General features: G+C 41.8%; 16 protein-coding genes. 5 read left to right on the top strand and 11 right to left on the bottom strand.

Annotation, left to right across the window (positions count from 1 at the left end):
• Nucleotides 1–139 precede the first annotated feature (139 nt).
• From C825_RS02325 to C825_RS02310, 4 genes are all read right to left on the bottom strand, one after another.
• Nucleotides 140–1,801 carry a RagB/SusD family nutrient uptake outer membrane protein gene (locus tag C825_RS02325; protein WP_010801260.1) on the bottom strand — a complete coding sequence of 554 codons (1,662 nt, stop codon included), beginning with the start codon at nucleotides 1,799–1,801 and terminating at the stop codon, nucleotides 140–142.
• A 12-nt stretch (nucleotides 1,802–1,813) separates the two neighbouring features.
• Nucleotides 1,814–5,134 carry a SusC/RagA family TonB-linked outer membrane protein gene (locus C825_RS02320; protein WP_010801259.1) on the bottom strand — a complete coding sequence of 1,107 codons (3,321 nt, stop codon included), beginning with the start codon at nucleotides 5,132–5,134 and terminating at the stop codon, nucleotides 1,814–1,816.
• 904 nt (nucleotides 5,135–6,038) lie between these two features.
• Entirely contained in the window at nucleotides 6,039–8,171 is a 2,133-nt protein-coding gene (gene dpp7, locus C825_RS02315; RefSeq protein ID WP_010801258.1) for a dipeptidyl-peptidase Dpp7, read from the bottom strand.
• Between the two features lie 15 nt (nucleotides 8,172–8,186).
• A complete protein-coding gene (locus tag C825_RS02310) occupies nucleotides 8,187–9,545 on the bottom strand; it encodes a TIGR00341 family protein (RefSeq protein WP_010801257.1) in 1,359 nt (452 codons plus the stop codon).
• Between the two features lie 231 nt (nucleotides 9,546–9,776).
• Here C825_RS02310 and C825_RS02305 point away from each other — a divergent pair, with 231 nt between their 5' ends.
• On the top strand, nucleotides 9,777–11,837 hold the full coding sequence (locus C825_RS02305; RefSeq protein WP_010801256.1) for a sensor histidine kinase: 2,061 nt from the start codon (nucleotides 9,777–9,779) through the stop codon (nucleotides 11,835–11,837).
• Nucleotides 11,838–11,839: 2 nt separating this feature from the next.
• Here the strand turns inward: C825_RS02305 and C825_RS02300 are convergent, their stop codons facing one another.
• Nucleotides 11,840–13,345: a lipopolysaccharide biosynthesis protein gene (locus C825_RS02300; RefSeq protein ID WP_010801255.1), complete on the bottom strand. Its 1,506-nt coding sequence runs from the start codon at nucleotides 13,343–13,345 to the stop codon at nucleotides 11,840–11,842.
• A gap of 8 nt (nucleotides 13,346–13,353) precedes the next feature.
• Nucleotides 13,354–14,379, bottom strand: coding sequence for a Holliday junction branch migration DNA helicase RuvB (ruvB, locus tag C825_RS02295; RefSeq protein ID WP_044215110.1), 1,026 nt, complete (start codon nucleotides 14,377–14,379; stop codon nucleotides 13,354–13,356).
• 216 nt (nucleotides 14,380–14,595) lie between these two features.
• On the opposite strand from ruvB, the gene C825_RS02290 reads away from it, so the two are divergent.
• A complete protein-coding gene (locus tag C825_RS02290; RefSeq protein ID WP_010801254.1) occupies nucleotides 14,596–15,765 on the top strand; it encodes an ATP-binding protein in 1,170 nt (389 codons plus the stop codon).
• 166 nt (nucleotides 15,766–15,931) lie between these two features.
• Here C825_RS02290 and C825_RS02285 read toward each other — a convergent pair whose 3' ends face one another.
• On the bottom strand, nucleotides 15,932–16,444 hold the full coding sequence (locus tag C825_RS02285; protein ID WP_224263886.1) for a hypothetical protein: 513 nt from the start codon (nucleotides 16,442–16,444) through the stop codon (nucleotides 15,932–15,934).
• Nucleotides 16,445–16,600: 156 nt separating this feature from the next.
• On the opposite strand from C825_RS02285, the gene C825_RS02280 reads away from it, so the two are divergent.
• From C825_RS02280 to C825_RS02270, 3 genes are all read left to right on the top strand, one after another.
• Nucleotides 16,601–17,482, top strand: a complete 882-nt coding sequence (locus C825_RS02280; RefSeq protein WP_010801253.1) for a winged helix-turn-helix domain-containing protein — start codon at nucleotides 16,601–16,603, stop codon at nucleotides 17,480–17,482.
• A 449-nt stretch (nucleotides 17,483–17,931) separates the two neighbouring features.
• Nucleotides 17,932–18,900, top strand: coding sequence for a hypothetical protein (locus C825_RS02275; protein WP_010801252.1), 969 nt, complete (start codon nucleotides 17,932–17,934; stop codon nucleotides 18,898–18,900).
• Nucleotides 18,866–19,555 (top strand): ATP-binding cassette domain-containing protein, encoded by a 690-nt coding sequence (locus C825_RS02270; RefSeq protein WP_010801251.1) that lies wholly within the window; start codon nucleotides 18,866–18,868, stop codon nucleotides 19,553–19,555. Before C825_RS02275 ends, C825_RS02270 begins: the two co-directional genes overlap by 35 nt.
• Before the next feature lie 84 nt (nucleotides 19,556–19,639).
• On the opposite strand, the gene C825_RS02265 is transcribed toward C825_RS02270, so the two are convergent.
• The 4 genes from C825_RS02265 to C825_RS02250 form a co-directional block, all read right to left on the bottom strand.
• On the bottom strand, nucleotides 19,640–21,787 hold the full coding sequence (locus C825_RS02265) for a GH92 family glycosyl hydrolase (protein ID WP_010801250.1): 2,148 nt from the start codon (nucleotides 21,785–21,787) through the stop codon (nucleotides 19,640–19,642).
• Between the two features lie 77 nt (nucleotides 21,788–21,864).
• Nucleotides 21,865–22,989, bottom strand: coding sequence for a glycoside hydrolase family 76 protein (locus C825_RS02260; RefSeq protein WP_010801249.1), 1,125 nt, complete (start codon nucleotides 22,987–22,989; stop codon nucleotides 21,865–21,867).
• Between the two features lie 101 nt (nucleotides 22,990–23,090).
• A complete protein-coding gene (locus tag C825_RS02255) occupies nucleotides 23,091–24,230 on the bottom strand; it encodes a SusE domain-containing protein (RefSeq protein ID WP_009860548.1) in 1,140 nt (379 codons plus the stop codon).
• A 12-nt stretch (nucleotides 24,231–24,242) separates the two neighbouring features.
• On the bottom strand, nucleotides 24,243–25,370 hold the full coding sequence (locus C825_RS02250; protein ID WP_010801248.1) for a SusE domain-containing protein: 1,128 nt from the start codon (nucleotides 25,368–25,370) through the stop codon (nucleotides 24,243–24,245).
• Nucleotides 25,371–25,390 lie beyond the last annotated feature (20 nt).

Here is a 25,390-nt window from a genome sequence, read left to right as displayed (position 1 = left end):
TTTCGGACTCGCAGGTCAGATGTCAGGATGCAAAGAAAGAAAAACAAAAACGGGGCTGTCTCAAATGAAAACCAGCCCCGTTATAGAAAACGTTATTTAATTTATCCCATCTTCCTTTTTAAAACATACTCCAACATTATTATTGTCCACGGAAAGGATTCTGATCCTTTGAAGCATCTATTGCGTCATTATTAGTAAACTCTAACTGAGGAATCTGACAAAGAAAACGATAATCATTTGACGGCAGATATCCATAAGGTTCAGCATCTGCTGCATTATAGTTATCCAAATAAGTCATACCTAAAGAAAAATGCCCGGCCGGATTTGAAGCTGTTGCACCATAGCGATACAAAGGTTTTTGTAAACGCAACAAATCATACATACCAGTCACCCCTTCGCCCAACAATTCTTTACGGCGTTCTACATATATACTTTCCAACAACTCTGTTTTAGCCGTTGTAGTTGTAGGCTTCGCAACGTTACGTGCACTCTGCAGTGTATTCAAATAAGTTAATGCATTTGCCGTATTATTGAGATTCGCTTCCGCTTCTGCCATAATCAATAACATTTCAGCAGAACGCATTAATGAAAACTCCGGATAAGTATGTCCCTGCGGAGCACCATTGGCATCTCCATAATATTTAAATTTATTGTAAGCCCATTTAGCAGCAATCTCTTTGTCTCCATTAGCTGTACGGTGCCAGAACATTACCGACTTAACATCATCGTCCGTTACGCTTTCGGTCTTTGTACATTTACTGCCACGAAAATCTGTTTCATCAAACAATTGAACGAATTTATCGTCTACAAACAAATTGATAAAACTATAAATCGGACCGTCTGTCATACCTTCTCCATAACTCGGATCCTGATTATACCAGTAATTGAATTCAGTATTCGAACTAATATTCGACAAATTAGTAAAATTCAGCCCCCAAATAACTTCTTTACAACCATCCGATAACAAATTATCGAATCCGCTGCACCATTCCTCTTTGCTCATCAACGTATTATACTTGTCATAAACACTTTTAGCCTCAGCCAAAGCTTTATCCCAATCACCCATTACCTGATAAACACGAGCCAAATAACCGGAAACCACATCCACATTAAGTTTCCATTGTTCCTCCCGGTCATATGAAGCAAGCAAGCTTTTGGCTGCCGTCAAGTCATCAAGCACTTGCTTATAACATTCTTCCACAGTCGAGAACCCTTTGGAATCAGGCTCGCTGGAAGAAGTCCGCAAGATAACTCCTCTTTTATCCTTGGCTATCGCATAAGTCTGCTGATAATTTAACAACAGGTTAAAATAAGAAATTCCACGCATGGCCAAACACTGTCCTTTAATAACCGGCTTTTCCGATTCATCACCCGAAGCCTCCGGAAGTGCATCGATAATAATATTCGCCTGGTTGATAATCTTATACATATTCGTCCAAATACGTTTAGAATAATCTCCTGCGGCCTGTGTACGTCCTTCCGTCAAGCGATAGCTATCCTCTACCGAACCGCCATAGTTCTTCGTACTCATAATATCCGCACCAGGCAAATCGTAATACATGCACAGACCGGTTACGCCAGCATAACAAGCATCGTTCTGGCTACTTCCACCTTGTTCACCCATCAACAAATATTTATAAGCCGAATTCAAAGCCATGTTCAGCCCCGTAGTGCTTCCCAAAATCGTATTCTCATCTATATCAGTCGATGAATTTGTTGTCAATTCATCATTGCAATTACTCAAAGAAAAAGCCAACAGAGCAACAGCAACAAACTTCATATTTTTATATATTCTTTTCATATCAAACTCTTATTAAAATGAAACCTGAATACCACACATATAAACTCGTCTTGACCCCTGGATACCGTTGTCTGTTTCGGTATTACCATTATAGTTGTTACCCATAACACCTGTTTCCGGTTCCGAATGACGTTTTGCGGCAGGACCAAACGTCAACAGGTTATCGCCTGAAATATATACGCGGGCATTTGAAACCCCGACTTTTTTGGTCAAAGCCTTCGGTAAGGTATATCCTAAATTGAGGTTTCTCAAACGCAAGAAATCATTATTATGAATAAAGAAATCCGTTCTTTTTACGTTCAAAGAGGCATTCGCAGAAGACAAACGAGGGAATTCTGCCACATCACCCGGCTTTTCCCATCTGCTTTCCACCTGATCCATAATCATGCCTACTCCATCCAAACCGGCAGTACGTTCCAACCATACATAATCGTACATTTTCGACCCCAAAGAAGCATACCACATAAAAGAAAGATCAAATCCCTTATATGTAAACGTATTAGTCAAAGAACCGAATGCCTTCGGTATCGCAGAGCCGCACCATTGATAATCGTCCATCGTGACGTCTGAATAATTTTCCGTAGTTTTCCAACCACCATTATCGTCTTTAATCAGATAGACTCTGTTACCATTATCCGGATTTACTCCGGCATGTTTCGGCATATAAAATTCATATAAAGAACGTCCTTCTTCCAATTTATATGTTGCACCACGGTTCGCATACGTATAAGAGCCACCCGGCAGATATGTCACCTCGTTCTTCAAGGTAGACATATTAAAATCAATGTTCCACTGAAAATCGTTGGTCTTGACGGCTACTGCACTCAGTGTCAATTCCAAACCACTGTTACGCACATTTCCCATATTGGTGTTATAACCGGCAGCATCACCTACCTGTGCGGATAACGGCAAATTCCTGTAATACAACAAATCTTTCGAACTACGGGAATAATACTCAATCGTTCCGCTCAAACGACTTAAGACACTGAAATCTAACGCTATATTATACTGTTCGTTGCGTTCCCACTTCAAATTAGGTGTAGCAATCGTACGCGGCTTATATCCGGCAGCACCATAAAAATCAGCAGAAGTATAATAGGCTTGATAAGCATATAAAATTTCATCTCCTGCAGTACCGCTACTTGTATTACGAGGCACCAACTTATCGTTACCGGAAGTACCATAACTACCACGTAACGCCAAATTATCAACCCAATCGATATCTTCCATAAAATTCTCCTTCGAAATTCTCCAAGAAGCACCTACGGAGAAGAAGTTACCCCAACGACTGTCTTTACTGAAGCGTGAAGAGCCGTCGCGACGAATAGAACCGGACAAATAATATTTGTTTTGGAAATTATAATCTATCTTGCCAAAAACAGACAACAAAGAATAACGATTACGGTAAGAACTTACGCTCCAGTTTGCAGTCGTTGATTCCAGTTCATACTGTCCCATTTGCATGATGCCCTCACCATAACCATAATTATATTGCTGGTTATAAGAATATAACTCATGCCCCAACAATACATCCAAATTATGTTCGCCGAAAGACCGATTCCAAGTCAGCAAGTTATTCCATGTAACAGAAGTTGTTTTCCAGTTTTCACGTGTGGCATCTCCACCATTGGTCATAACCGTCACGCCAAAAGGCTTCTGTTGCCCCGAACCATGCACGGCCGAGCTATACCCGTAGCCATTCTCCTGAATATCGTCAAGATTCACATTCGTCTTAAACTTAATATCGAACGGCAAAGAAAATTCGGCAAAATAATGAGCCGTCAACATACCTCCCTCTTTATTGCTGAAATTATCATCATTGGGGTTATTCCAATAATCGCCGGCCCCGTTTAAGACATGGATTCCGAAGAAATTACGACTGTTCACACCGTAATCGTTCATACGCATACCGGTCTTCTCCGAACGATACCAATCCGTATTGTCTTCATTTCTTAACCAAGGCGAATTCAACGTGTTTGAATAAACCAACGCACGGTTTGCCCCTGAAACGTTCTGACGAGAATAGCTATAGGCCAAGTTTCCTCCCATCTGCAACCAATCCATCACTTGCGAAGTCACACTCGCACGGAATGAGTAACGCTTGTAATACTGGTTATTAGCATACCCTTTATCGTTCAAATAAGAAATAGAAGTATAATAGTTTGTTTTCCCGTTATCGCTCGAACCACTGACATCCAGCCCGTAATCCTGGCGCAACTTACGTGAGAAAACAGCCCCGTACCAGTCATAATCGCTTTCATCCCAAACCATTTCCAAATTAGGATTAGCCCAACAGTTGCCATTTCCATCATGCAATACATAATTCGAAGCATCGCCGGTCCATTTGAACGGGGTTACATAAACCGTTTCGCCTTTTGAATTTACACGTGGATTTACAGCACGCGACAACAAGTTTGCCGACGCATAATCGCCTGCATCCTGCTTGCTCATCCCTTCCACGTAATACTTATCATTATATAAGGCACGCCACAAATTGGTCATTTGCTGGTAAGGATCTGCCTTTTTAGGGTTAGCCACCGCATTATCGGAAGTACCCCACGCTCCTCTGAAATTGATAACAGGCTTACCCGATTTGCCTTTCTTTGTCGTAATCACCACGACCCCATTTGCTGCACGCGAACCATACAACGAAGCTGCCGCGGCATCTTTCAATACCGTCATCGACTCTATATCCGAAGGCGAAATAGAAGTCAACTTACCATCATAAGGCATACCGTCTACCACATACAAAGGTGTCGACTTTCCAGACATGGAAGCTATACCGCGAATCTGAATACGCGTTTCGCCCCCCGGGTTACCCTCATTATTAGAGACATTCACACCGGCCGACATACCTTGCAAAGCTTCCGCAAAACCGGCCCCTGAAATCTTTTCCAACTGGTCGGATTTGACTATTGAGGCAGAACCGGTAAACGACGATTTCTTTGCCGTACCATAGGCAACGACAACCACCTCGTCCAAATCCTGCGTATCGCTCAGTAGTTTTACATTCACGGCACTATGTCCATCCCAAGTAATCTGCTGTGTAGCCATTCCGACAAACGAAATAACCAATACCGCTCCTTTTTGTACTCCATCTAAAACAAAGCGACCATCCTGGTCGGTAATCGTACCGTTTGAAGTACCTTTCACAGAAATGGAAGCACCGGCTACAGGTCCCATTTCGTCTACAACACTACCTGTAACTTTGTTTTTCTGCTGTGTAATCATAGTTCCTTCGGAGGAAGGGATTACGGCTGCATGGATAGTTCCGCCCATACCGAATACGGTTGCCAGAACCAAAGCTTTAACCAGTTTCGAATTTGTCAACATAAAATAAATTTAAAAGTTAAACAATTCTGTTTTTTCATATTAAAAATATATAGAAGAGCGCAAGCTCTTTTAATATCAACAACTTCGACCACAGTTAATCGCATTGAGAAATACTCGTAGGTTTTTTATTCGTTTGTTTAAACTCATTAAAAAGACCATTGTCTTTGAAGAACTATGGTGACAATAGTTATCAAAAAGACAGAAATGATCACATATGTTTCTTTTTGAATAAAATACAAACTAAGTGTTAAGCAACCCCTTCTGCGGCGGATATATACTAAATAACCATAAATAAAATGAACAATGGATGATCTTGTTTTTTTTGATACCTTAACAGTGTAAAGCCTATCTGAACCCGTTTTGACCCGGTTTCCTCCACTCTGCCTTCGTTCTGACTCCGTTGTGAGTCCGTTCTGACTCCGTTCCAAGCATCGAAAACAGATGGAATTTTGAACGAGAAAGGTGTTTTGAATCGACTGGTTTCAACATTATATGCATTTTTTGAGAATAGCGTTGTCGCTTATTCTATACTTTCAATACAGTAAATAAATGTTAATAAACTTTTGGTTGTTTCATTTGTTATCTAATTGTATTCCGTTAATAGTATGTAATTGTAAATCAGACATTATGGTAGTGGCTATCTCTATGTTAAAATTTAATCTATATGTGAAAATAATAAGGGTGTATTATTAATTTATTAGAAAATTACATTATATTTGCATCGATTTTATACCATAGTTCTTCAAAAACTATGTCATTACAATCATTATTTAACATTTTGGAAGTGCATTAGAGAAAAAAAACTGTGCCAAAAGTCTATTTCCGGAACCGGCCTATCAATCACAGACCAGCCAAAGACTTTTGGCACAGTTTCATGCTTTTTCAGTACGTTGATCTTTCAATATTATCTGACCAGTTGCAATTCCTTGATCAGTCGCGGGCATTTACCCCACTTGTCGATCATATAAAGTACATAACGGATATCTACTGCAATACAACGCTGCAAGTCCGGTTCGAAAGCGATGTCACCGCTCATGGCTTCCCAGTTTCCGTCGAAAGCAAGACCGATCAGACGGGCATTCTTATCGAATACAGGGCTACCGGAGTTACCGCCGGTAATATCATTGTTTGTCAGGAAGCAAAGCTGCAACTGTCCGTTTTCGTTGGCATACTGGCCAAAGTCCTTGCTGCGGATCAGGTCCAGGATTTCCGGTTGAACCCAGAACTCATCATCTTCCGGATTTTCTTTTTCCAGGATACCTTTCTCCGTTGAATAATAGTCATACCAGGCTGCATCATACGGATGATACCCTCCGATAGAACCATAGCTTAAACGCATCGTGAAGTTCGCATCCGAAGAAAGGGGCTTTTCCGGATACATTTCCTTCAGTCCGGCAAAATACAGGCGTTCGCCTTTGGCAATATCGTAATGAGCATCACCCATAAACTGCTGCAACTCGAACAAAGAGATAAGCGTGGACAAACTCAGTTCGGCTGCCGGGTCTTTTTTCAGTTTCGCATACAGTTTCGGATCTTTCAGCATCTTCTCGATCTTGTCGTATGACAGAAGTGAAGTCTTCTTAAAGACGTCTGCTGCATATTTTACATAGTCACCTTTATACTTCTTATCCACTTTCTGATAGATATCCGGAAGATATTGAGCCGGAACACGTTCTTTCACCACTTTCATCATGGCAGCCAATACCTTTTGGTCAAGGGAGGCATCGTAATCTTTAAAGAACGGCTGGATCTTATCTTTCAGGACCATGTCTATTTCTTCCGGAGTAGAACCGTTTATATCCACACCCTGTACCATACGCGCCAGGCGCACAATTTCAGTACCGCTGACAAATGCTTCTGACAGATAAGTGGAAACTTTCCGGTATTCATCCGTCGAAGTATATCCTTTTTCCAACAGGTTCAGCACTTCGCCGTATTTGGCTTTACGTTCAGGTGTCTGACCGGCCCAGACGGCAAAAGCAGCTTCCTCTTCCTTCTTACGCTCTATCACGTTCAGATTAGCCAGACCGCGGTTCATACCGATAGAATTCTTCCAGTAGTTAGAGCTACCGGCATATTTGGAGGCATATTTGATACGGACTTCATCGCTTGCCGACATAGCATCTTTCCAGATAGCTTGTTTGATGCCGCGTACCTCGATACGAGGCTTGTTGCTGTCTTCAATACGCTGTTTCACACCCCAGGAAGATAAATAACGGTCTGTGCTGCCCGGGAAACCAATTGTCATCGCGTAATCTTTATCCTGGTATCCCTGAAGGGAAACTTCTGCTACATATTTAGGGCTGTAAGGCTTGTTGTCTTTGCTGTATTCCGCCGGTTTGTTATCAGCATCGGCATACACACGAAATACGGAAAAGTCGCCTGTATGACGCGGCCACATCCAGTTATCCGTGTCACCACCGAACTTTCCGACTGAACTGGGCGGAGCAAATACCATACGAACGTCGTTGAACACATCGTAAACAACCAGGAAATACTTGTTATTATTATAGAAAGGAACTACATCCGCAGCCTGGAATTCCGTATTGCCGATCGAGTCGCAGATGACCTGTCCGATAGAATCGGCAGCAGCCAAACGCAGATATTCTTCTTCAATACCGGCGATTTCACCGTTGATACGGTCGCTTACGTCAACCGTTTCACGCAAGTAGCGCACGCTCAGTCCCGGAACGGGCAACTCTTCTTCCTTACTCTGAGAAACGAAACCGTCTTTCAGATAATCATGTTCAACGCTACTCAACTGCTGGATAGAACCGAAACCACAATGGTGATTAGTAAAGATCAATCCTTCTTCCGATACGGTAATACCGGTACATCCGCCACCGAAAATAACAACAGCATTGGCCACACACGGGTCGGTTTCACTGTAGAGTTGCTGATAGGACGGGACAAATCCCAATTCCTTGATTCGAGCCAGATTTTGTTTGTTAAGTTCCTTCAGAACCCACATGCCCTCGTCGGCATATACCTGGCCTGCAGCAACAAGAAGCAGTAAAACTGCCCACACCTTCTTCATAAAATTCATTCTTTTTTATTCTATTAGTAATTTAATATTTTTCGCATTTACGCGTGCACCGAGCCACTCACGGATCTTTAACTGTTCTTTTTCATTGATACGCTCTTTGCTTTTTAGGTAAACCAACATGACTGTGTCCTGTTTCATGCTGTCAGTACTTACAATATAGGTATTCGAACAAGAGGCTTCAAGAACAGACGGGAATAAAACTTTCATCTCCGGGATCAACTCCGAAGTCATACGCGAAGCACTCTTATACCGGTCTACCGTCTTTTTCAAGGAATCGATCTGTATGGATTGTACCCGAAGAACCTCTTCACTATTTTTATATAGATCCTGCATCAGCATGCTTTTCAGTTCGTTTATATCGGTAGCTTCCTGTCCGAAACCTTGCTGGACGACCAGAGAGACATCTTTCAAACCATATTTGCGAAGCCGGGTCCGGGCAATTTCGATCATGGGTTCCGGCACATTTTCACCGATCATTACGACTTTCACTTCTTTCTTCTCGCTCGTATCCGTCACTGTTTTACTCAATATCTGTGTATTCGGAAAAGCCAGTTCTTCCGTCACAAAATTAGCGACCCGGTCATTGAAATAACTGGTACGGATCAGGTTATAGCTCAGGAAAAGACTCGGTACGATCGTGAAAAAAACAATCACCCCGACATAGCGTGTTACCACCTTTTCCCGTTGTTTATCCAGGAATATCTTCTTTGGATATTTCAGTACACGGACCACCAGGAAAGTCGCCAGACTGATAAACACCGTATTGATAAAATAGAGATAAAAAGCACCGAAGAAATAATAAAGATTCCCGCTTGCCAATCCGAAACCGGCCGTACAGAGCGGTGGCATCAACGCCGTAGCGATAGCCACACCCGGAATCACATTTCCTTTACTTTTGGTTGAACTGGCAACAATACCGGCCAATCCACCGAAGAAAGCGATCAGGACGTCATAGACGGTCGGCTGCGTACGCGCCAACAATTCACTTTGCGCCTCACTGATCGGAGAGATCAAAAAGAATAGGGTTGAAGTGATCACACTGAACACCGTTGCCGTCGCAAAATTACGGAAAGACCGCTTGATCAGGTCATAATCATAGATGCCCAATCCGAGACCGAACCCCATGATAGGTCCCATCAGCGGAGAGATTAACATCGCACCGATAATCACCGCCGTAGAGTTTGTATTCAAACCCAACGAAGCGACAAATGTTGCAAAGATCAAAACCCAAAGATTAGTACCTTTAAACTCAATACCTTTTCTTATAGACTCAACCGTTTCGAGTTCATCTTCCTTCTCCTGGCGAACGTCAAAATTACGAACAAAGAAGTCTCTTATTTGCTTGTGTAACACTCCTTTTTCCATCCCACTATCTTGTATTGATAAATACTCCGACTAATAGCCACACCTTAATCGTGCAAAGATAGAAATAGTATCCCTAAATAAAAAATAAGAAGTGTGAACAAGAATAACCGGCATAAAATTCGAAGTCTTATTGATTTTCAATTAACTTTGCACAAAGAAGAATATTATTTTGAAAAGGAGTCCATCTAAATGTTTATATAAATAATGAAACGCTGCTTAATTCTGATATGCATGCTTGGCAATATACTCTTTGCTGCTGCCGACAACACGGCTACCAAAGAGGCTTTAAGCGTTGCTTTAAAATCAATATCCTCCCCGGAAGAAAAGCTGGAGACATTGACAAACCTGATGGATATCTCCCGGCAGGAAGAACAGGTTGACTATGCCAAACAGCTGTATAAGGAAGCACTGGCCAACGATAACGATTATTATAAAGAAGCTGCCCTGACCGAAATTCTCCGCTTTTATGTCAACAACGACATCAAAGACAGCACAAACGTTTACATGGAAGAAGCAAAACGCGAGCTGAAAGGCAAAGCACGCGATTTTCTGGTAACTTATATGCAGACAATCATCGACGTACGCGTGGTTTTCTATACCGAAGGAGAAGACAGGAAGAAACTGATCGAGCAATACCGGCTTAAACTGGAAACAGACAAAAATCTTTCGGTCCTCGAAAAAATATCGATCAATTATGTGCTCGGAATGGCTTACGGCAACCGGGTCGAACCGGGTAACGAAGAGGAATGGAACAAGCGTATATGCACACGTTTTAAAGCGATCATCGACTTGTCGGAAAATATCCCGCTACAATATTCTTACTTATTCCGCTTAAATACGTTCAGTATTCTGACCCTCTATTCAGGTGAATCGAATTATTCAGGCGCGATGAATGACCAGGCGACTTATGCGCTTCGCTATCTGGAAATGCAAAAAGAATATGCAGAAACGAAAGAGATGAAAAAGCGTCCTTACATCAGCAAACGGCATTTACTGAACGCCTATTCTTCTCTGGCCGTTACGGCAAAGACGCTTGGAAAAGACCTAGCCTCTTCTTATTTCCAGCACTTTATGGAACTGAACAGGAAATATCCGGAAGACGCTGCTTTCTCTGCCGAATATGACCGTTTCTTCACAGCTCTGAATTTTTACCGTACAACCAACGATTATCCGATGGCCATACGATATTGCGACTCCGTTATTCATTATTTCCGCAATGCCGACTTTAAAATCGATTTATCAGACCATGTCGTTTCGACGCTCAAAGAAAAGATAGATATGCTCGACAGCCTGCATCTATATAAGGAAGCTTATGAATCCCACAAAGAATACGCAGCTTTGGTGGATTCGGCACGACTCAAAAACATGAAAGACAAACTGGAAGACCTGGAAATCAATAAACGGGTAGACGAACTGGTTATTGAGAAGAAAGCACTGGAAGTGGACTTACAGAAAAGCCGTAGCCAGCTATATATGTTCCTGGCCTTGTTTATCCTGGCTATCAGTTTCGCAGTCTTTGTTGCGTTCCGCTTATGGAAAATCAATTCATTGTATAAGAAATTACAGGACTCGAACCGCCTGGTCATCCTCGCCAGCGAGAAAGCACAGGAAAGTGAAAAGATGAAGAATGCCTTCATTAAGAACATGTGTCACGAAGTCCGCACACCCCTGAACGCGATCAACGGGTTTGCCGACCTGATTACGACAGAAGACATTACGCCTGAAGAAAAGCAGGAATTCAGCAAGATCATTTTCGAGAACTGCAACCATATCACTTCCATGATGAACAGCGTACTCGAAATTGCCCAGCTGGATAGCAACAAGGAGGATTTGCCCTTATCACCAGTAAATATCCATCTGCTCTGTTCCTGTGAAATGGAACAACTCAAAAGACTCAACAGCAAACCAGACATCGATTACCAGATAGAAGGTGACCGGAATAAGGATATTGCTTTTACCAACTCTAGCCATTTCAGTCTGATCCTGGCCCACTTGCTGAACAATGCAAACAAATTCACCGAACGGGGAAGTATTGTCCTTTCCTATAAAGCGGAAGAAGAACAAAACCGGATGATCGTCAGCATCACAGATACCGGTTGCGGTATTTCGCCCGATAAACGTGAATGGATATTCGAACGGTTCACCAAAGCGGATGATTTCGTTCCCGGTTCAGGATTGGGATTATATCTTTGCCGCCAGATCGCAGAACGTATGAAAGGTCAGATCTACGTAGACCCGGATTATACAACCGGACTACGCATTACGCTGATCATCCCGATCAAACCGGAATAAAATTATTTCTTTTTAGCGAAATAACGCCCTACATAAGGTAACTCTCCCAATGGCAGATCGCGTTTTACAACGATACCGACAAAGAGGCAAAGCAGCAATGTGCGGTAACCCAGACGCAGGATTTCCGACTCTATCGTCGGCAACATGCCGGCCAGATAAAATACGGTTGCCAATACAGAATAAGTGATCACCGATTTAAGATCATATTGGATCGGGAATTTCCTTTGTCCGATAAAATAGGATAACAACATCATAACCAGGTTACTAACAAAAGAAGCCCAGGCACAAGCCATATATCCGTATGTCGGAGCAAATAAAACAATGATCAGAATCGTCGCAACACATCCTATCGTCGAGAAATAAGCACCCCACTGTGTCTGATCAATCAGTTTGTACCAGAACGAGAGATTAAAATATATTCCGAAGAACAATTCTCCCAACATAACAATAGGAACAACGCGCAAACCCGGATAATAGGAAGCAGGGACAATATGTTTAAATATATCGATATAAAACATCACTGCCAGAAAAATAAGCAAAGCGAATATAATGAAATATTTCATCGCCTCCGAATATGACTTTTTACTGTCATCATCCTTATTCTTTGCAAAAATAAATGGCTCGTAAGCGTAGCGAAATGCCTGTGTAAACATTACCAGCACAACTGCTATTTTAAAACAAGCGCCATATATCCCCAATTGGGTATTAGCCATTTCCTTATCTTCGAATAGGAAAGGAAATAGTATTTTATCGGCTGTCTGATTAAAAATACCTGCAATCCCCAAAATCAGGATCGGAAAAGAATAAGCAAGCATCTGCTTGAGTAAAACAAAACTGGCTTTTTCCCGTAAACCCGGAATCATATCGGGAAACAATAACACAAATGTAACAAGCGATGTTATTACATTCGCAACAAAAATATATCCAACCTGATAATCTGGGATATAAAACCAATCGACCAATGCAGGGGCATGATCATAGAGCCATGGACAAGCTATCAGAAAGAAAAGAACTAAAACAATATTCAGAAAAATATTAAACAGCTTAATAGAAGCGAAACGAACCGCTTTCCCCTGATACCGGAGAAATGCAAACGGTATACAACAAAAGGCATCGACTGCCACAATTCCCGACATCATCCCTACAAACTCAGGATTCGAACCATACCCCAAAGAATCACTGATTGGAGTCAGCGCGCTGAATATCAATACCACAAACAGAACAGAAGTAAGAGCAATGCTAAATAATGTAGTAGCATAAACCCGCATCGGGAGCGCAATTTCTTTCTTATTCATAAAACGGAAAAATCCCGTTTCCATCCCATAAGTCAGAATAACCATCAGCAATGCCGTCCAGGCATACAAATTGGTCACGATTCCATAATCGCTTTCCGTCGCCAGCACACGCGTATACATCGGCACCAGCATCCAGTTCAGGAACTTCCCTACGATACTACTAACACCATAAATCGCAGTCTCTCCTGCGAGCCGCTTCATTCCTCCAGCCATAACTATTTTCAGTCAAATAAAAACCCTTGTTCTTCGCCCCTTTTACGTCCCAGATGGGTATAAGCCAGATCCGTGACCTCACGTCCCCGCGGTGTGCGTTTGATAAATCCTTCTTTGATAAGGAAAGGTTCATACACTTCTTCCAGCGTTCCGGGGTCTTCTCCCAAAGCCGTAGCAATCGTAGTCAGTCCGACCGGACCACCGCCGAATTTATCTATAATTGTAGTCAGCAACTTATTATCAACCTGATCCAGGCCATATCGGTCAATATTTAGTGCCTCCAGCGCATAGCAGGAAATTGCCTTATCTATTTCACCGGAACCTTTTACCTGTGCAAAATCACGTACACGCCTCAATAGCGCATTGGCAATACGAGGCGTACCGCGGCTCCGGGAAGCGATCTCACGGGCAGCTGTCAGTTCACATTTTACATTTAGAATATCGGCACTACGCAACACGATCTTCGTCAATGTCTCCATCTCGTAATATTCCAGATGCATATTGATACCGAAACGGGCACGCAGCGGACTGGTCAGCAAACCACTACGGGTTGTCGCCCCAACCAGTGTAAAAGGAGCCAGGTCTATTTGAATGGAACGTGCGCTCGGTCCTTTATCGATCATAATATCGATCCGGTAATCTTCCATAGCCGAGTAAAGATATTCTTCCACGATCGGACTCAACCGATGGATTTCATCAATAAAAAGCACATCATTCTTTTCCAGCGAAGTAAGTACCCCCGCCAGATCACCGGGCTTATCCAGAACCGGCCCGGAAGTTACTTTAAAACCAACTCCCAGCTCATTGGCTATAATATTCGACAACGTTGTTTTACCTAATCCGGGAGGGCCATGCAGCAACACATGATCCAATGCTTCTTTACGCATACGGGCAGCCATCACGAATATTTTCAGGTTCTCGACCACCTTGGCCTGTCCGCTGAAATCATGAAAAGAAAGCGGTCGGAGCGCATTCTCATACTCTCGTTCACTTTCCGGCATACGGGTGTCCCTTATATCAAAATCGTCTTCCATATTTTTGCTCATTGACTTGCAAAGATAGTAAATATATTTGCTTTATACCGTCTGGCTCCCGTTCATAACTTACGTAGCGGTCTATCCTCAGAAAGAGCTATCTGAAACAATCTACGGATAGTTTATTCACAATTTGCACTAAAAAAAACACAAATACAGGCCATATTTGCACTTCCCGAAGTGCAAATTAGTATATTTGCAGAAAACACATAGCATATGGAAAAGTTACAAGCTAGTTTTGACGCAATGTTACGTAGTATATCCACTACGTTTCATCGATACATGTTCAACCGCATTAATTGGGATAATCGTCTGTTAGGCTTGGTTGGTCCACGTGGCATAGGTAAAACAACATTGATGTTACAATATGCCAAAGAAAAACTAAATCGAAATACAACACTATTCGTCAATGCTGACGATTTATATTTTTCCGCGCATCACCTCGTTGATCTGGCCGATGAATTTGTGAAGCGAGGCGGAACACATCTCATTATTGATGAAATCCACAAATACAAAGACTGGGCACGCGAATTAAAACTAATATATGACTATCATGCAGACTTAAAAGTTTTCTTTACAGGTTCTTCCATTCTTGATATCCACAAAGGATCAACAGATCTGAGCCGACGCGCTATTGTCTATTCCATGCAAGGACTTTCATTCCGTGAATATCTAGAGATGTTTCATCATATAAAGATTCCCGCCTATTCATTGACAGATATCATACAACATCGTGCAGAACTCCCTGATAAATTCCGCCCTTACGCTTATTTCCAATCTTATTTAGAACAAGGATATTATCCATTCTCTAAAGAAGATCAATTCAATATTCGTTTGCAACAAGTGATAAACAAAACACTGGAAGTTGACATTCCACAATATGCAGAAATGAGTATATCGACAACTCGAAAGTTAAAACAATTGCTTATAATCATAGCCCAAAGTGTACCATTCAAACCCAATATGAGTAGTATTGCTACCATATTAGGAGTAAGTCGCAACAATTTATCAGACTATTTTCTTTACCTGGAAGAAGCCGGGTTAATAGCACAACTACGTGACGGAACAGGCGGTATCAGAGGACTTGGAAAAGTGGATAAAGTCTATTTAGATAATCCAACTCTCATATATAGTTTAGGTCAGGATACTTCAGAGATTGGTAACATAAGAGAAACATTTTTTCTAAACCAAACGAGAGTAGAACAAAAAGTTATCACGTCAGCTATTTCCGATTTTCAAATAGCTAACTATATTTTTGAAGTTGGTGGCAAAAATAAAAAACAAAAACAATTACAAGGTTCTGAGAATGGTTTTATTGTAAAGGATAACATTGAACAGGGATATATGAACGTAATTCCTTTGTGGCAATTCGGACTTAATTATTAGCCCCTTTCCTATATTTGAAAAGGGGCAGTCAAACAAGTCGAAGACACAACAGCCTATCCTCTGATAACATAAGAGAAACATCTTTCCTGACCAAATGAGAGTAGAGCAAAAATTGTTACGTCAGCTATTTCCGATTTTCAAATAGCTGACTATATTTTCAAATTAGTTATTCCAAATCAAAACTGACTAAATAAAAACCTTTTTCCTGAGAAATAGCTATTGCATATAATCTATTTGTGTCGGTATCAGATGCACAAAGATTAAAAACAAGGCAATCTGTTTGATATTTAGCAATTTCATTACCTTTCCAATCAAAAGAACAAATCTTATTAAACTGATTCGGATCTTTATCGGCAATCAACACACTATATAATAAAGCATCTGTTGCGCACAAAGCAGAAAAACCATATACAGTTTGATCTGTAGGAAGTAATGAACCACCACTAAAATTAACCTCAGGAGAATAAAAATAACGTGTGGAAGATATATTTATATCATCAGATAATTGAAAAAACTCCAATATACCACCAAATAAAGTTCCCACAGCCATTTTCCTTTTATCCGGAGAAACTGAAACTGAAGCTGTTATAAAAACCGGATTCTTTTCAGTTTCCGAAACAGGGAAACGATTATATTCTGCCTCAATATTCCCTTTTGAAAAAAGTTGAAATCGTTTCAACCCTATAGTATCCTTTCCTAATTGTCCATCTATGAGATATCATTCTTCCAAATAGAAAAAAGACATATTCTGGAAAAGTCTGTCACCCTGTTTAAAGAATCGGTCAAAGAAGATTTTCATAACAGATCTCAGGGATTAACAGAAAAAGTATCTTTGATGGATGTACCGTCAGCTATAACCACTCCCGACAGTTGTATTTTCAAATCTGAAACAATTGAGGTAAAAGCACCTGCTTTATCTAATCAGTCATTAGACGAAAAACTAACCGCTTTCCTCCAATCTATATTATCTTTCAAAAATCCAATAAACATTTATCAATTGGATACGATTTTCCAACAAAAATTGAAAAAAGAGAATATACATATAACTACTGCTGTATGTATGACCGACACGATCAATAAAAAGAGCCAAAAGTGTACTCGTTTTAATATAACCTCTTTCGACCCGTTATTTACGGAACCTTATATAGTTAGTTCCACGGGAATCACTTTGAATGCTTATATAAAAATATCCGGATTTACATTAGGATACCGTATGCCTACCTCATATTGGGTTGCCTTAGTCGGTTGGGTTTTATTCACATTGTCTATGGGGTATGCCTGGGACAATCTAAAAAAAAAGATCCCGGTCCTTATCAATGATTTTACAGAAAGAGAAAATTCACTGCAAAATGAGTTGATCCAAACGGAAGAGAAACTAGAAATACTCAAACAACTGGAAAAACAGAGCAATGATCCTGATATCCATATCTTCTCTCCTCATCTGCTATTTGAAAAAAGCACAAAGACATTAAAGTACAACGGAGAAACTATAAAACTAACCCGTCAGCAACAACAATTATTAGTCGCGTTTTGCAATGCACCTGAAAATACCTGTTCAATAAATGACTTATGCAATCTGGTCTGGAAAGGATGTACAGTAGAAGAGAACACTATTCAACAGGCTATCTCGCGTTTAAATATAACCTTAAAACCACTGGGATTATATATCCAATATGAATTTAAAGATAGTTACAAACTTATGTTTATAGAAAACTAACAATTAGCTCCCGATCAAACTTCTATTTCTTCCCTATCCTTTTATAATTACCATACGTACTAACTCCAATTTCCCCGGCAGGAAATCAGCGGTTGATAACCATCAGCCGATTGGCCGACAATTATGAGCCGTTTGGTTGATAATTATGAGCCAAGCGGCTCACAATTATCGGCCGCTAAAATGTATGGGATGTCAGCAAGAGAAGTATGGAATAAGCGTTGATAATGAAAGGTATGGTTTGATAGCCGAAAGATAGGGATAATATCCGTCGGATACAACAAAAAACAGAACTTGGCGTTTAAAGAAACAATAAAATGCCGGGTACCAGAAATCGGATGACGAAAGAAGCGGTATTTTCCGCCTGAGTTTTGATGCTGGAATCCGCTTTTATTTTTAGCAGAACAAATAAAATTACCTACATTTGTCCAGAACACTAAATTACGTATAATATGAACAGCGCATTCCTCCGTTTCCGGCTCCGCCAGGCAGGAAAGTTTATTCGTGAAATACCTGTTATCTATCTGGTTATACTGACAGGTATTTTACTGATAGCCGGGATTGCACTGTATCAGTTTACAAAAGATTTACATGGGAGCCTGATTATAGCGGGTATCCTGCTTGTTTTCCTTTCATTGATTCAATTACGGAGAAAAGACTATCATTTTATCCATCTTGCAGAGGAGAAAGCCTGGAAAGTATTCAGTATGGATTATCTCTTACTGTCCTTGCCGGTCCTTATCATCATATCGGTAAATTCATACTGGTATGTATCGCTGGCAATTATAGCCGGATGCATAAGTCTTGGTTTCATAAAACAGCCTTTCCACCGGACAAAAAAAGGAATGAACTCCCCTAAATGGATACCGGCGGAAGCCTTTGAACTGCGGTCAGGGATACGGCAATACGGCGGTTTATTACTGATCCTTTATGTGAGTGCATGGATAGGCCTGTTGTTGCCTTTTGCTTCTTTGGCATCGCTCTGGTTCTTCACAGTCATAGTATCCGATATATTCAGATTTTCAGAACCGGTACAGATACTTTGCTCACAGGAGCGTCCGGTCAACAGGTTCCTGCACGGAAAGCTTCGTTTAAATTTGAAGTTATTCTTATGTGCAACAACTCCTGTTTGCGCAATATATACACTTTTATATCCGGAGCATTGGTGGTTCATCCTCACCTTTTTGGCTGCGGTTTCCCTGAACATAACACTGTTTATTATAAATAAATATGCCCATTATCTGCCGAATACAAAAATAACAGGAGGACAGGTCCCCATAACAATAGCCGTAATAAGCATTTTCTTTCCGGTTCTTTTACCGGTAGTCTTGTTTTTCCTGGTCAAAAACTATCTGGCTGCGCGCCGGAATCTAACAACTTATTTATATGCTTACAATCCGGAATCTACAAGTAGAATATAAAAAAGAATTTCCTGTACTGAAAGGGATCGACTTATCGATGGAATCAGGGAAAATACATGGTCTGGTCGGCCTGAACGGTGTCGGAAAAACGACTTTGCTGAATACGCTGTATTCTTTCATCCGTCCTTCCGCAGGCTCGGTCAGCTATAACGACAGATCTCTAAAAAGGCAGGATATTGCCTATCTGGAAGCAGAAAACTACTTTTATCCTTATATGACAGGGCGCGAATATCTGGATCTTTTCCCGGCCGGCACAAACGGCTTTAAAACAGACAACTGGCAACAACTTTTCCATATTCCGTTAGACGATATAACAGAGAACTATTCAACCGGGATGAGAAAGAAACTCGCTCTGCTGGCCGTTCTGAAGCTGGATAAACCAATCGTTGTCCTGGATGAACCGTTCAACGGCCTGGATCTGGAAAGTGCCCATATCCTCACCCTCATCCTGCAACAACTCCGGAAAGGGGGCAAAACAGTGCTGGTCACCTCACATGTTTTCGAAACACTGACTTCCTGTTGCGATTATATCCACCATATCGATCACGGGGCAATTGACCACAGCTATTCCAAGGACCAGTTCGAAATGCTTCAAAAACGGCTCTATTCAACCATAGAAGATCAGGCTTCCGATCAGATAAAGAGACTTATTTAGTCCTTCAATCCGATAGGCATGTACTAAACAAATTAGGGGGCTTTGAAACACCCCCTAATTCGAATAGAAAAACGTTTTATATATTTATTCAGTAGTAATCGTCAGTTGTTTTCCTTGTTTCAACAGGTCATGTGAAATAAACCAACCTTTGATTTTCTGACCGTCGTAAGAGATATCCGTAATCTTCCGCCCATTGCCGTTCTTTACGATCGCGAACTGATTATTATCGCCTAAAGTGAATTTCACCTGATCGAACAAAGGTACGGTTACAATATATTCCGGATCAGCCGGAGAATAGGTATATAAACCAATGGCATTGAATACATACCAGGCAGACATTTCACCGGCATCATCCATTCCCGAATAGGCGAGCTTCTCTTTACCCATATCGTAATAATGGTTCATGATGCTATCCAGCACACATTGCGCTTTCTCCTGTTTACCGATGAAATAATAAGTATAGGGAACACTGTGGTCCGGTTGATTACCATGGCAATAATTTCCAATGAAACCGGTCATATTATGCGCTTCATAGTTTCTCCACGGTTCAGTGAACAGTGAATCCAGCTTCTGTTCGACCGCTTTTTCACCGGGATAAAGGGCAATCATGCCTTCCGGATCATGGGGAGCAAAGAACAGTGACTGCCAGGCATTAGCCTCACGATACATATAGGCATAATAAGGATAGTAAGGATCGAAATCCTTGATCCAGCTGCCATCGGCAATCTTTCCGCGCCAAAAGCCCGTACCCGGGTCAAACAGATTCTTATAATTGCCGGAACGTTCCATCAATGTTTTATAAATACTTTCATCTCCCAACTCCTTAGCCAACAAAGCGGTCGCATAATCATCGTATGCATATTCCACAGTCTTTGTTACAGCGGCTTTGTATTCATCCCAGGTCGGGACATTGGTGGTATCCTTTTCTGCAATCCATCCTTGTTCGATGTATTCATCCAGATATGGCCTGCCGCCTTTTCCCGGGACAGTGGCATTATTCACCAACAGTTTATAAGCCCGGTTCAGATCGAAGTCCTTCAAGCCACGTAAATAGTTACCGGCAACAAATACAGAGGCATGGTCACCATGGAAGAAGGTCGGCATATAACCATTTCGCTTTTCGCCTTTATCCGTGATGGACTTGATCACATCGGTCGTTACATCCGGAGAAATCATTCCCAATAAAATCAACTTATTGCGATAATCGTCCCAGAATGACGGATCGGTATAATAACGGAAACCATTATTTACCACATTACCTTTGGCATCCGTATATTCCCCGTTCACGTCGCTACGCAACGCCGGCCATAAGAACGAACGGTACAGGCAGGAATAGAAAATACCTTTCTCACGTTCTGTTCCGCCGGTTACTTCTATTTTGGATAACAAATTCTCCCAGGTCTTATCAGCCTCCTTACGAACCTGCACAAAACTCTTATCCTTCATTTCCTGCTCCAGGTTCATCTTTGCATTATCAATACTTACGAAAGAAAAACCGATCTTTAATTCCAGCGGTTTACTTCCTTTGCTATCGGCAAAACTGACAACCGAAACTTCATGTTCACCATCTTTCAACTGTCTGATATCCTCAATCTTATAATTGGAAACAGCATAGAAACGGATATTTCCTTCCGCATCCTGATTACCGGAAAAAGTATAATCGTCGACTTTTTGAATACTCCAGTCTCTTACTCCATTGTTTGTCCGTGTGATATCCACTAATACTTTCTTGTCGTCATCCGGCCGGAAAGTATATTTATGATAAGCACAGCGGAGCGTGGAAGTCAGTTCGGCATTGACCCCGTACCTTTCCAGAAACACCTGGTAATAACCCGGACGGGCCGATTCGTTCGAATGACTGTATGTTGAAGCATAATCACCGGAGGAAACATTTCCTGTCACCGGAAGGACAGGGAGATGCAGCAAATTCCAATGTCCTTTGTTGGTATGCGAAAAACCATAGATGACCGTATCTTCATACTGGTAACCGGCCCCACTCCGGAACTGAGTCACCGGACTCAGCTGTACCATCGCATTCGGGACGGAAGAACCGGGAAAGACTTCTGCCCCCCAGGTCCTTGTCTTCAAATGACGCTCATAACCCAGATCTTTCGTTTCCCATAGCGTAGCTGTCCCCAAAAGAGGATTCACATAATTCGTAAGTTGTTTATCCGGCTGGCAACTTATCATTATGGTTAATGACAGCAAACCTGCAAAAAAAGAGTTTTTCATGCTAAATTAATTATTAGAATATGATAATGATCAAGAATTAAAAACTATATCTGTCTGAAATTAAAAACACGTATAACTTATAATAGATCCAAATCGTCCAGCAACGCAACCGCTTCGATCAACATACAACCGCTCAGTTGTTCGGTCAGTCCTGTAGATGCTCCCGGGGCGTTCCGCCAGTAAGTACCGAATAAGACATTCGATTTATTGGTTCCCTGCGTCCATAATGTCTCGGCATTGGTTTTCAGGAACTGCACATAACGTCGTTTAGCACCTGCATCCAGGCGGTCCTGTTGGATCAGATCCGTAAAATAACGGATAAAAATACCTTTGAATAATCCACCGTCTCCAGTTCCTTCATCTTTCAGGATGGAATTGTTGACCAATGTACTGATGGTATAATCAGCGGCCAAAACGGCATCGTTCAGATAGGCTTTTTCTCCCAATATCTTATACAATTCAACAGCCGATCCGACAAATGTTCCTTCATTGTAAGTAAATATCCAGTCTTTCTGTATTTCTCCTGTATTACTGTTTATATTGTCATACACCATTCCGTTATTACTATTGAATAATGTACTTTTCTCCCAGTTATATATCTTGAGTGCCCATTCTTTATAGGTCTCATCTCCAAACTCACGATACAGGCGGGCTGCCAGAATACAAGCCGGACCGTTTGAACAGGCATTTTTGCTATACTCCTGCCCTTTTACCCAGGTGATACCTCCACCTGCATTCTCATTCCAACCCACTTTGATATAATCCCATATCTGCAATGCCGCCTCTTTATATTTCTGTTCTTTGGTTGCCTGGTAAGCACGAAGAATAGCGAGGGCATTCCATTCCATATCATCGTAATAGTCATTCCGGAACGAATTACCGTTCTTGATCTTCACGCCTTCAAACCATTGGTCGAAATAGGTTTTATATTTTGCATCTTCCGTACGCAAATAAGCATCCGTCAAAACATCCAGCGCATGCGCCTGAGGCCAGTAATGGAACGTCGTATTTCCGTTGCTATCATAATTAAAATATTTTCCTCCTGCATTCCAGAATGAATTTACCAATGCTGTCGTACTGCTGTCGGCAGCGGCATACCAATTAATATTATCATTTTCATCCGGTCCGTTCGGAGTATTATCATCATCGCCACAAGCCCCCAGGAAAAGAGGGAGAAACAGGAAAAGGAGTATATTCTTCATGACATTATTTTTAGCTGTTAAAAAAAGAAGGACCCGGAATAAGATCCATTTTTCTCGAAATATACAATTCCGGGGCCTTCTTACCCAATATTTGTAATAAACTATTTAACGATTGTATGTGTGTAAGGCTGGTCTGCCGTCAGATAAACGGTATAAGTAGCCGGAACACCATCAAAATCACCCATCAGCTTCCATTTGTTATCCCACTGGGATACCTCGGTAAACAGTTGCAGGTAATAATAAGACTCCGGACTGCTTGCCGTCGGACGGGAGTCTGTCTGGTTCAATGTACCCCAGTCGACTTCCTTCTCTGCATCGGCACCTCCATTTTCCCGGATAGTCATTCTGAACTTATAGCGTTCGTCCCTACCCCAGCTCTCTTGCTTGAAAGTTACCGTTTCCTTCGCCTGGAATACACCATAACCTACATAAGGTAGTTCAAACAGAGATTCTCCGTCCGGACAGAAATAGAAAGTTATTTTGTTTACCAACGTATAGGTACAGGCACCGGTATTAAAGTCTAATGTAATACGGTAAACACCGTCTTTAGCGACCGTTGTCGTTCCGTTCTCTTTCACCATACCGTCCGCTGTATAGAACTCTCTCGGAGTACCGGTCTTTCCGTCCGTAAAATAGAATGGTTTGCCTGCCGCCAGTTTTGTATACACTTCAAATTCACCACCGGCAACAGCTTTCATTTTATGTGCCTTTGCCAGGTCAGCCCCACCTTCAGAAGCCTCTCCGGTCACATAGACATCGATCGGAACATCTTCGAAACCTGCCAGGCGGGTTACCGTAATCTTATTTTCAACGCCGGCTTTTACGCTCTGCAGACCTTTTGAAGAGAGTATAGTCCACTTGAATGTACCCGTATCAGACGGTTTTATGCCGACCTTACCTGCAATCTGATTCAACTGTTTATGCGTAACGGATACATAATTGCCAAATCCGTTATTATTGGCACACATCACATACACCGGTTTTGAGAAATCACCGTCTACCTTATCAAATGCAATCTGGTAAAGAGCAGTACCTGTTTCCTCTACACTCGGTGTTTGCCATTCAAAATAAACACTGGATGATGCGGACGGTTCCAGAACAACGGATTTTCCATCCGCCGGTTCAAGTAATGTACTGACACTTGCCAAACGGTTATCCGTGTCACCCATATTATCATTACATCCCATGAAGACCAACACGGCAGAGGTGATGAACATCAGTTTTATAAATATCGCTTTCATAATTCCTCCTTTTTATTTGATTACTAAATTATGAGTATATTCACCCTGCGTATTCAAAGAGAATGTAACATCATATGCCTTATCGCTCCAGCCATCGGTAGCCGGGCTCTTCCAGACTTCGTTGTTTGTCCACTGTTCTACATTCGTCTTTTCAGCCATGTAGTAATACTCATCATTTCCAGTCGGTTTGCTATCATTATTGATGGCGGCTCTCCATTCGGTCTCTCCGTCAGAACTTTCCATTCTGAACTTATAACGATCGTCCGAATTATCGCTATCCGTCAATCCCGTTACTGTATAGTTGCTGATAGCCCAGACACCGAGACCCTGGTAATCCAGTTCTATCTCTTTCTGTGACCAGTTCAGTAACCATTTCACTTTAGTCACCTCTTTGGAAGTAAACGATCCGGCATTAAAATCAATATAATATTTATAGATACCGGTTTTGGTTGCTGTCGTAGTACCGCCTTCTACCAGTTTTTCACCATTCAACGAGTATTCAGTCGGAGTACCGGTATTGGCACTGACAAACTTGAAGGACTTGCCCTCCGTCAGTTTCATGAAAACTTCAAATTCGCCGTCAGCCACTTTCTTCATGATCATGGCATTCTCCAGGTCAGCTCCTACTTCCGTGGCTTCACCGGTGATATACAACTGGCTCGGAACTTCTGCGAATCCTGCCAAACGGGTAAGCGTCAGCGTACGTTCTTCTTCAGCCTTGACCGGATTAATACCTTTGGAGGCATACACCGTCCATTTCAGAGTCCCTTCTTCCGCAGATCCGATCCCTGCTGAAGCGGCGATCTGGTTCAACTGTTTATGTGTGATCGTTGCATGATTAGTTCCGCCATTGTTGTCGGCAGTAACTATAGAAACAGGATCGGAAAAATCACCATCCGCCTTATCGAAAACAACTTCGTACAACACAGCACCACCATCTTCGGCTAACGACGGCTCCCATTCAAAATACAAAGAAGCCGATGCCGATGCTTGCAGGACAACGGCTTTCCCATTATCCGGTTCATATAACGCTTTAACGGCAGTCACGCCCAAATGCCTCACTTCCCCGTCACTGCTACATGCCGCAAAGACCATAGCAAAAGCGAACAGCATCATATATTTTATAGATATTATTTTCATATCTCTTAGATTTTTTGGAT

Origin of the sequence: Parabacteroides sp. ASF519, from assembly GCF_000364265.2 — a bacterium.
Taxonomy (GTDB): Bacteria; Bacteroidota; Bacteroidia; order Bacteroidales; family Tannerellaceae; genus Parabacteroides; species Parabacteroides goldsteinii.
This window is presented reverse-complemented; position numbering and strand designations above follow the sequence as displayed.

Bases quoted from the DNA above. Each gene is read 5' to 3' on its own strand.
- C825_RS02325 (WP_010801260.1), bottom strand. From the start codon at position 1,801: ATGAAAAGAATATATAAAAATATGAAGTTTGTTGCTGTTGCTCTGTTG.
- C825_RS02320 (WP_010801259.1), bottom strand. From the start codon at position 5,134: ATGTTGACAAATTCGAAACTGGTTAAAGCTTTGGTTCTGGCAACCGTA.
- dpp7 (WP_010801258.1), bottom strand. From the start codon at position 8,171: ATGAAGAAGGTGTGGGCAGTTTTACTGCTTCTTGTTGCTGCAGGCCAG.
- C825_RS02310 (WP_010801257.1), bottom strand. From the start codon at position 9,545: ATGGAAAAAGGAGTGTTACACAAGCAAATAAGAGACTTCTTTGTTCGT.
- C825_RS02305 (WP_010801256.1), top strand. From the start codon at position 9,777: ATGCTTGGCAATATACTCTTTGCTGCTGCCGACAACACGGCTACCAAA.
- C825_RS02300 (WP_010801255.1), bottom strand. From the start codon at position 13,345: ATGGCTGGAGGAATGAAGCGGCTCGCAGGAGAGACTGCGATTTATGGT.
- ruvB (WP_044215110.1), bottom strand. From the start codon at position 14,379: ATGGAAGACGATTTTGATATAAGGGACACCCGTATGCCGGAAAGTGAA.
- C825_RS02290 (WP_010801254.1), top strand. From the start codon at position 14,596: ATGGAAAAGTTACAAGCTAGTTTTGACGCAATGTTACGTAGTATATCC.
- C825_RS02280 (WP_010801253.1), top strand. From the start codon at position 16,601: ATGGATGTACCGTCAGCTATAACCACTCCCGACAGTTGTATTTTCAAA.
- C825_RS02275 (WP_010801252.1), top strand. From the start codon at position 17,932: ATGAACAGCGCATTCCTCCGTTTCCGGCTCCGCCAGGCAGGAAAGTTT.
- C825_RS02270 (WP_010801251.1), top strand. From the start codon at position 18,866: ATGCTTACAATCCGGAATCTACAAGTAGAATATAAAAAAGAATTTCCT.
- C825_RS02265 (WP_010801250.1), bottom strand. From the start codon at position 21,787: ATGAAAAACTCTTTTTTTGCAGGTTTGCTGTCATTAACCATAATGATA.
- C825_RS02260 (WP_010801249.1), bottom strand. From the start codon at position 22,989: ATGAAGAATATACTCCTTTTCCTGTTTCTCCCTCTTTTCCTGGGGGCT.
- C825_RS02255 (WP_009860548.1), bottom strand. From the start codon at position 24,230: ATGAAAGCGATATTTATAAAACTGATGTTCATCACCTCTGCCGTGTTG.
- C825_RS02250 (WP_010801248.1), bottom strand. From the start codon at position 25,370: ATGAAAATAATATCTATAAAATATATGATGCTGTTCGCTTTTGCTATG.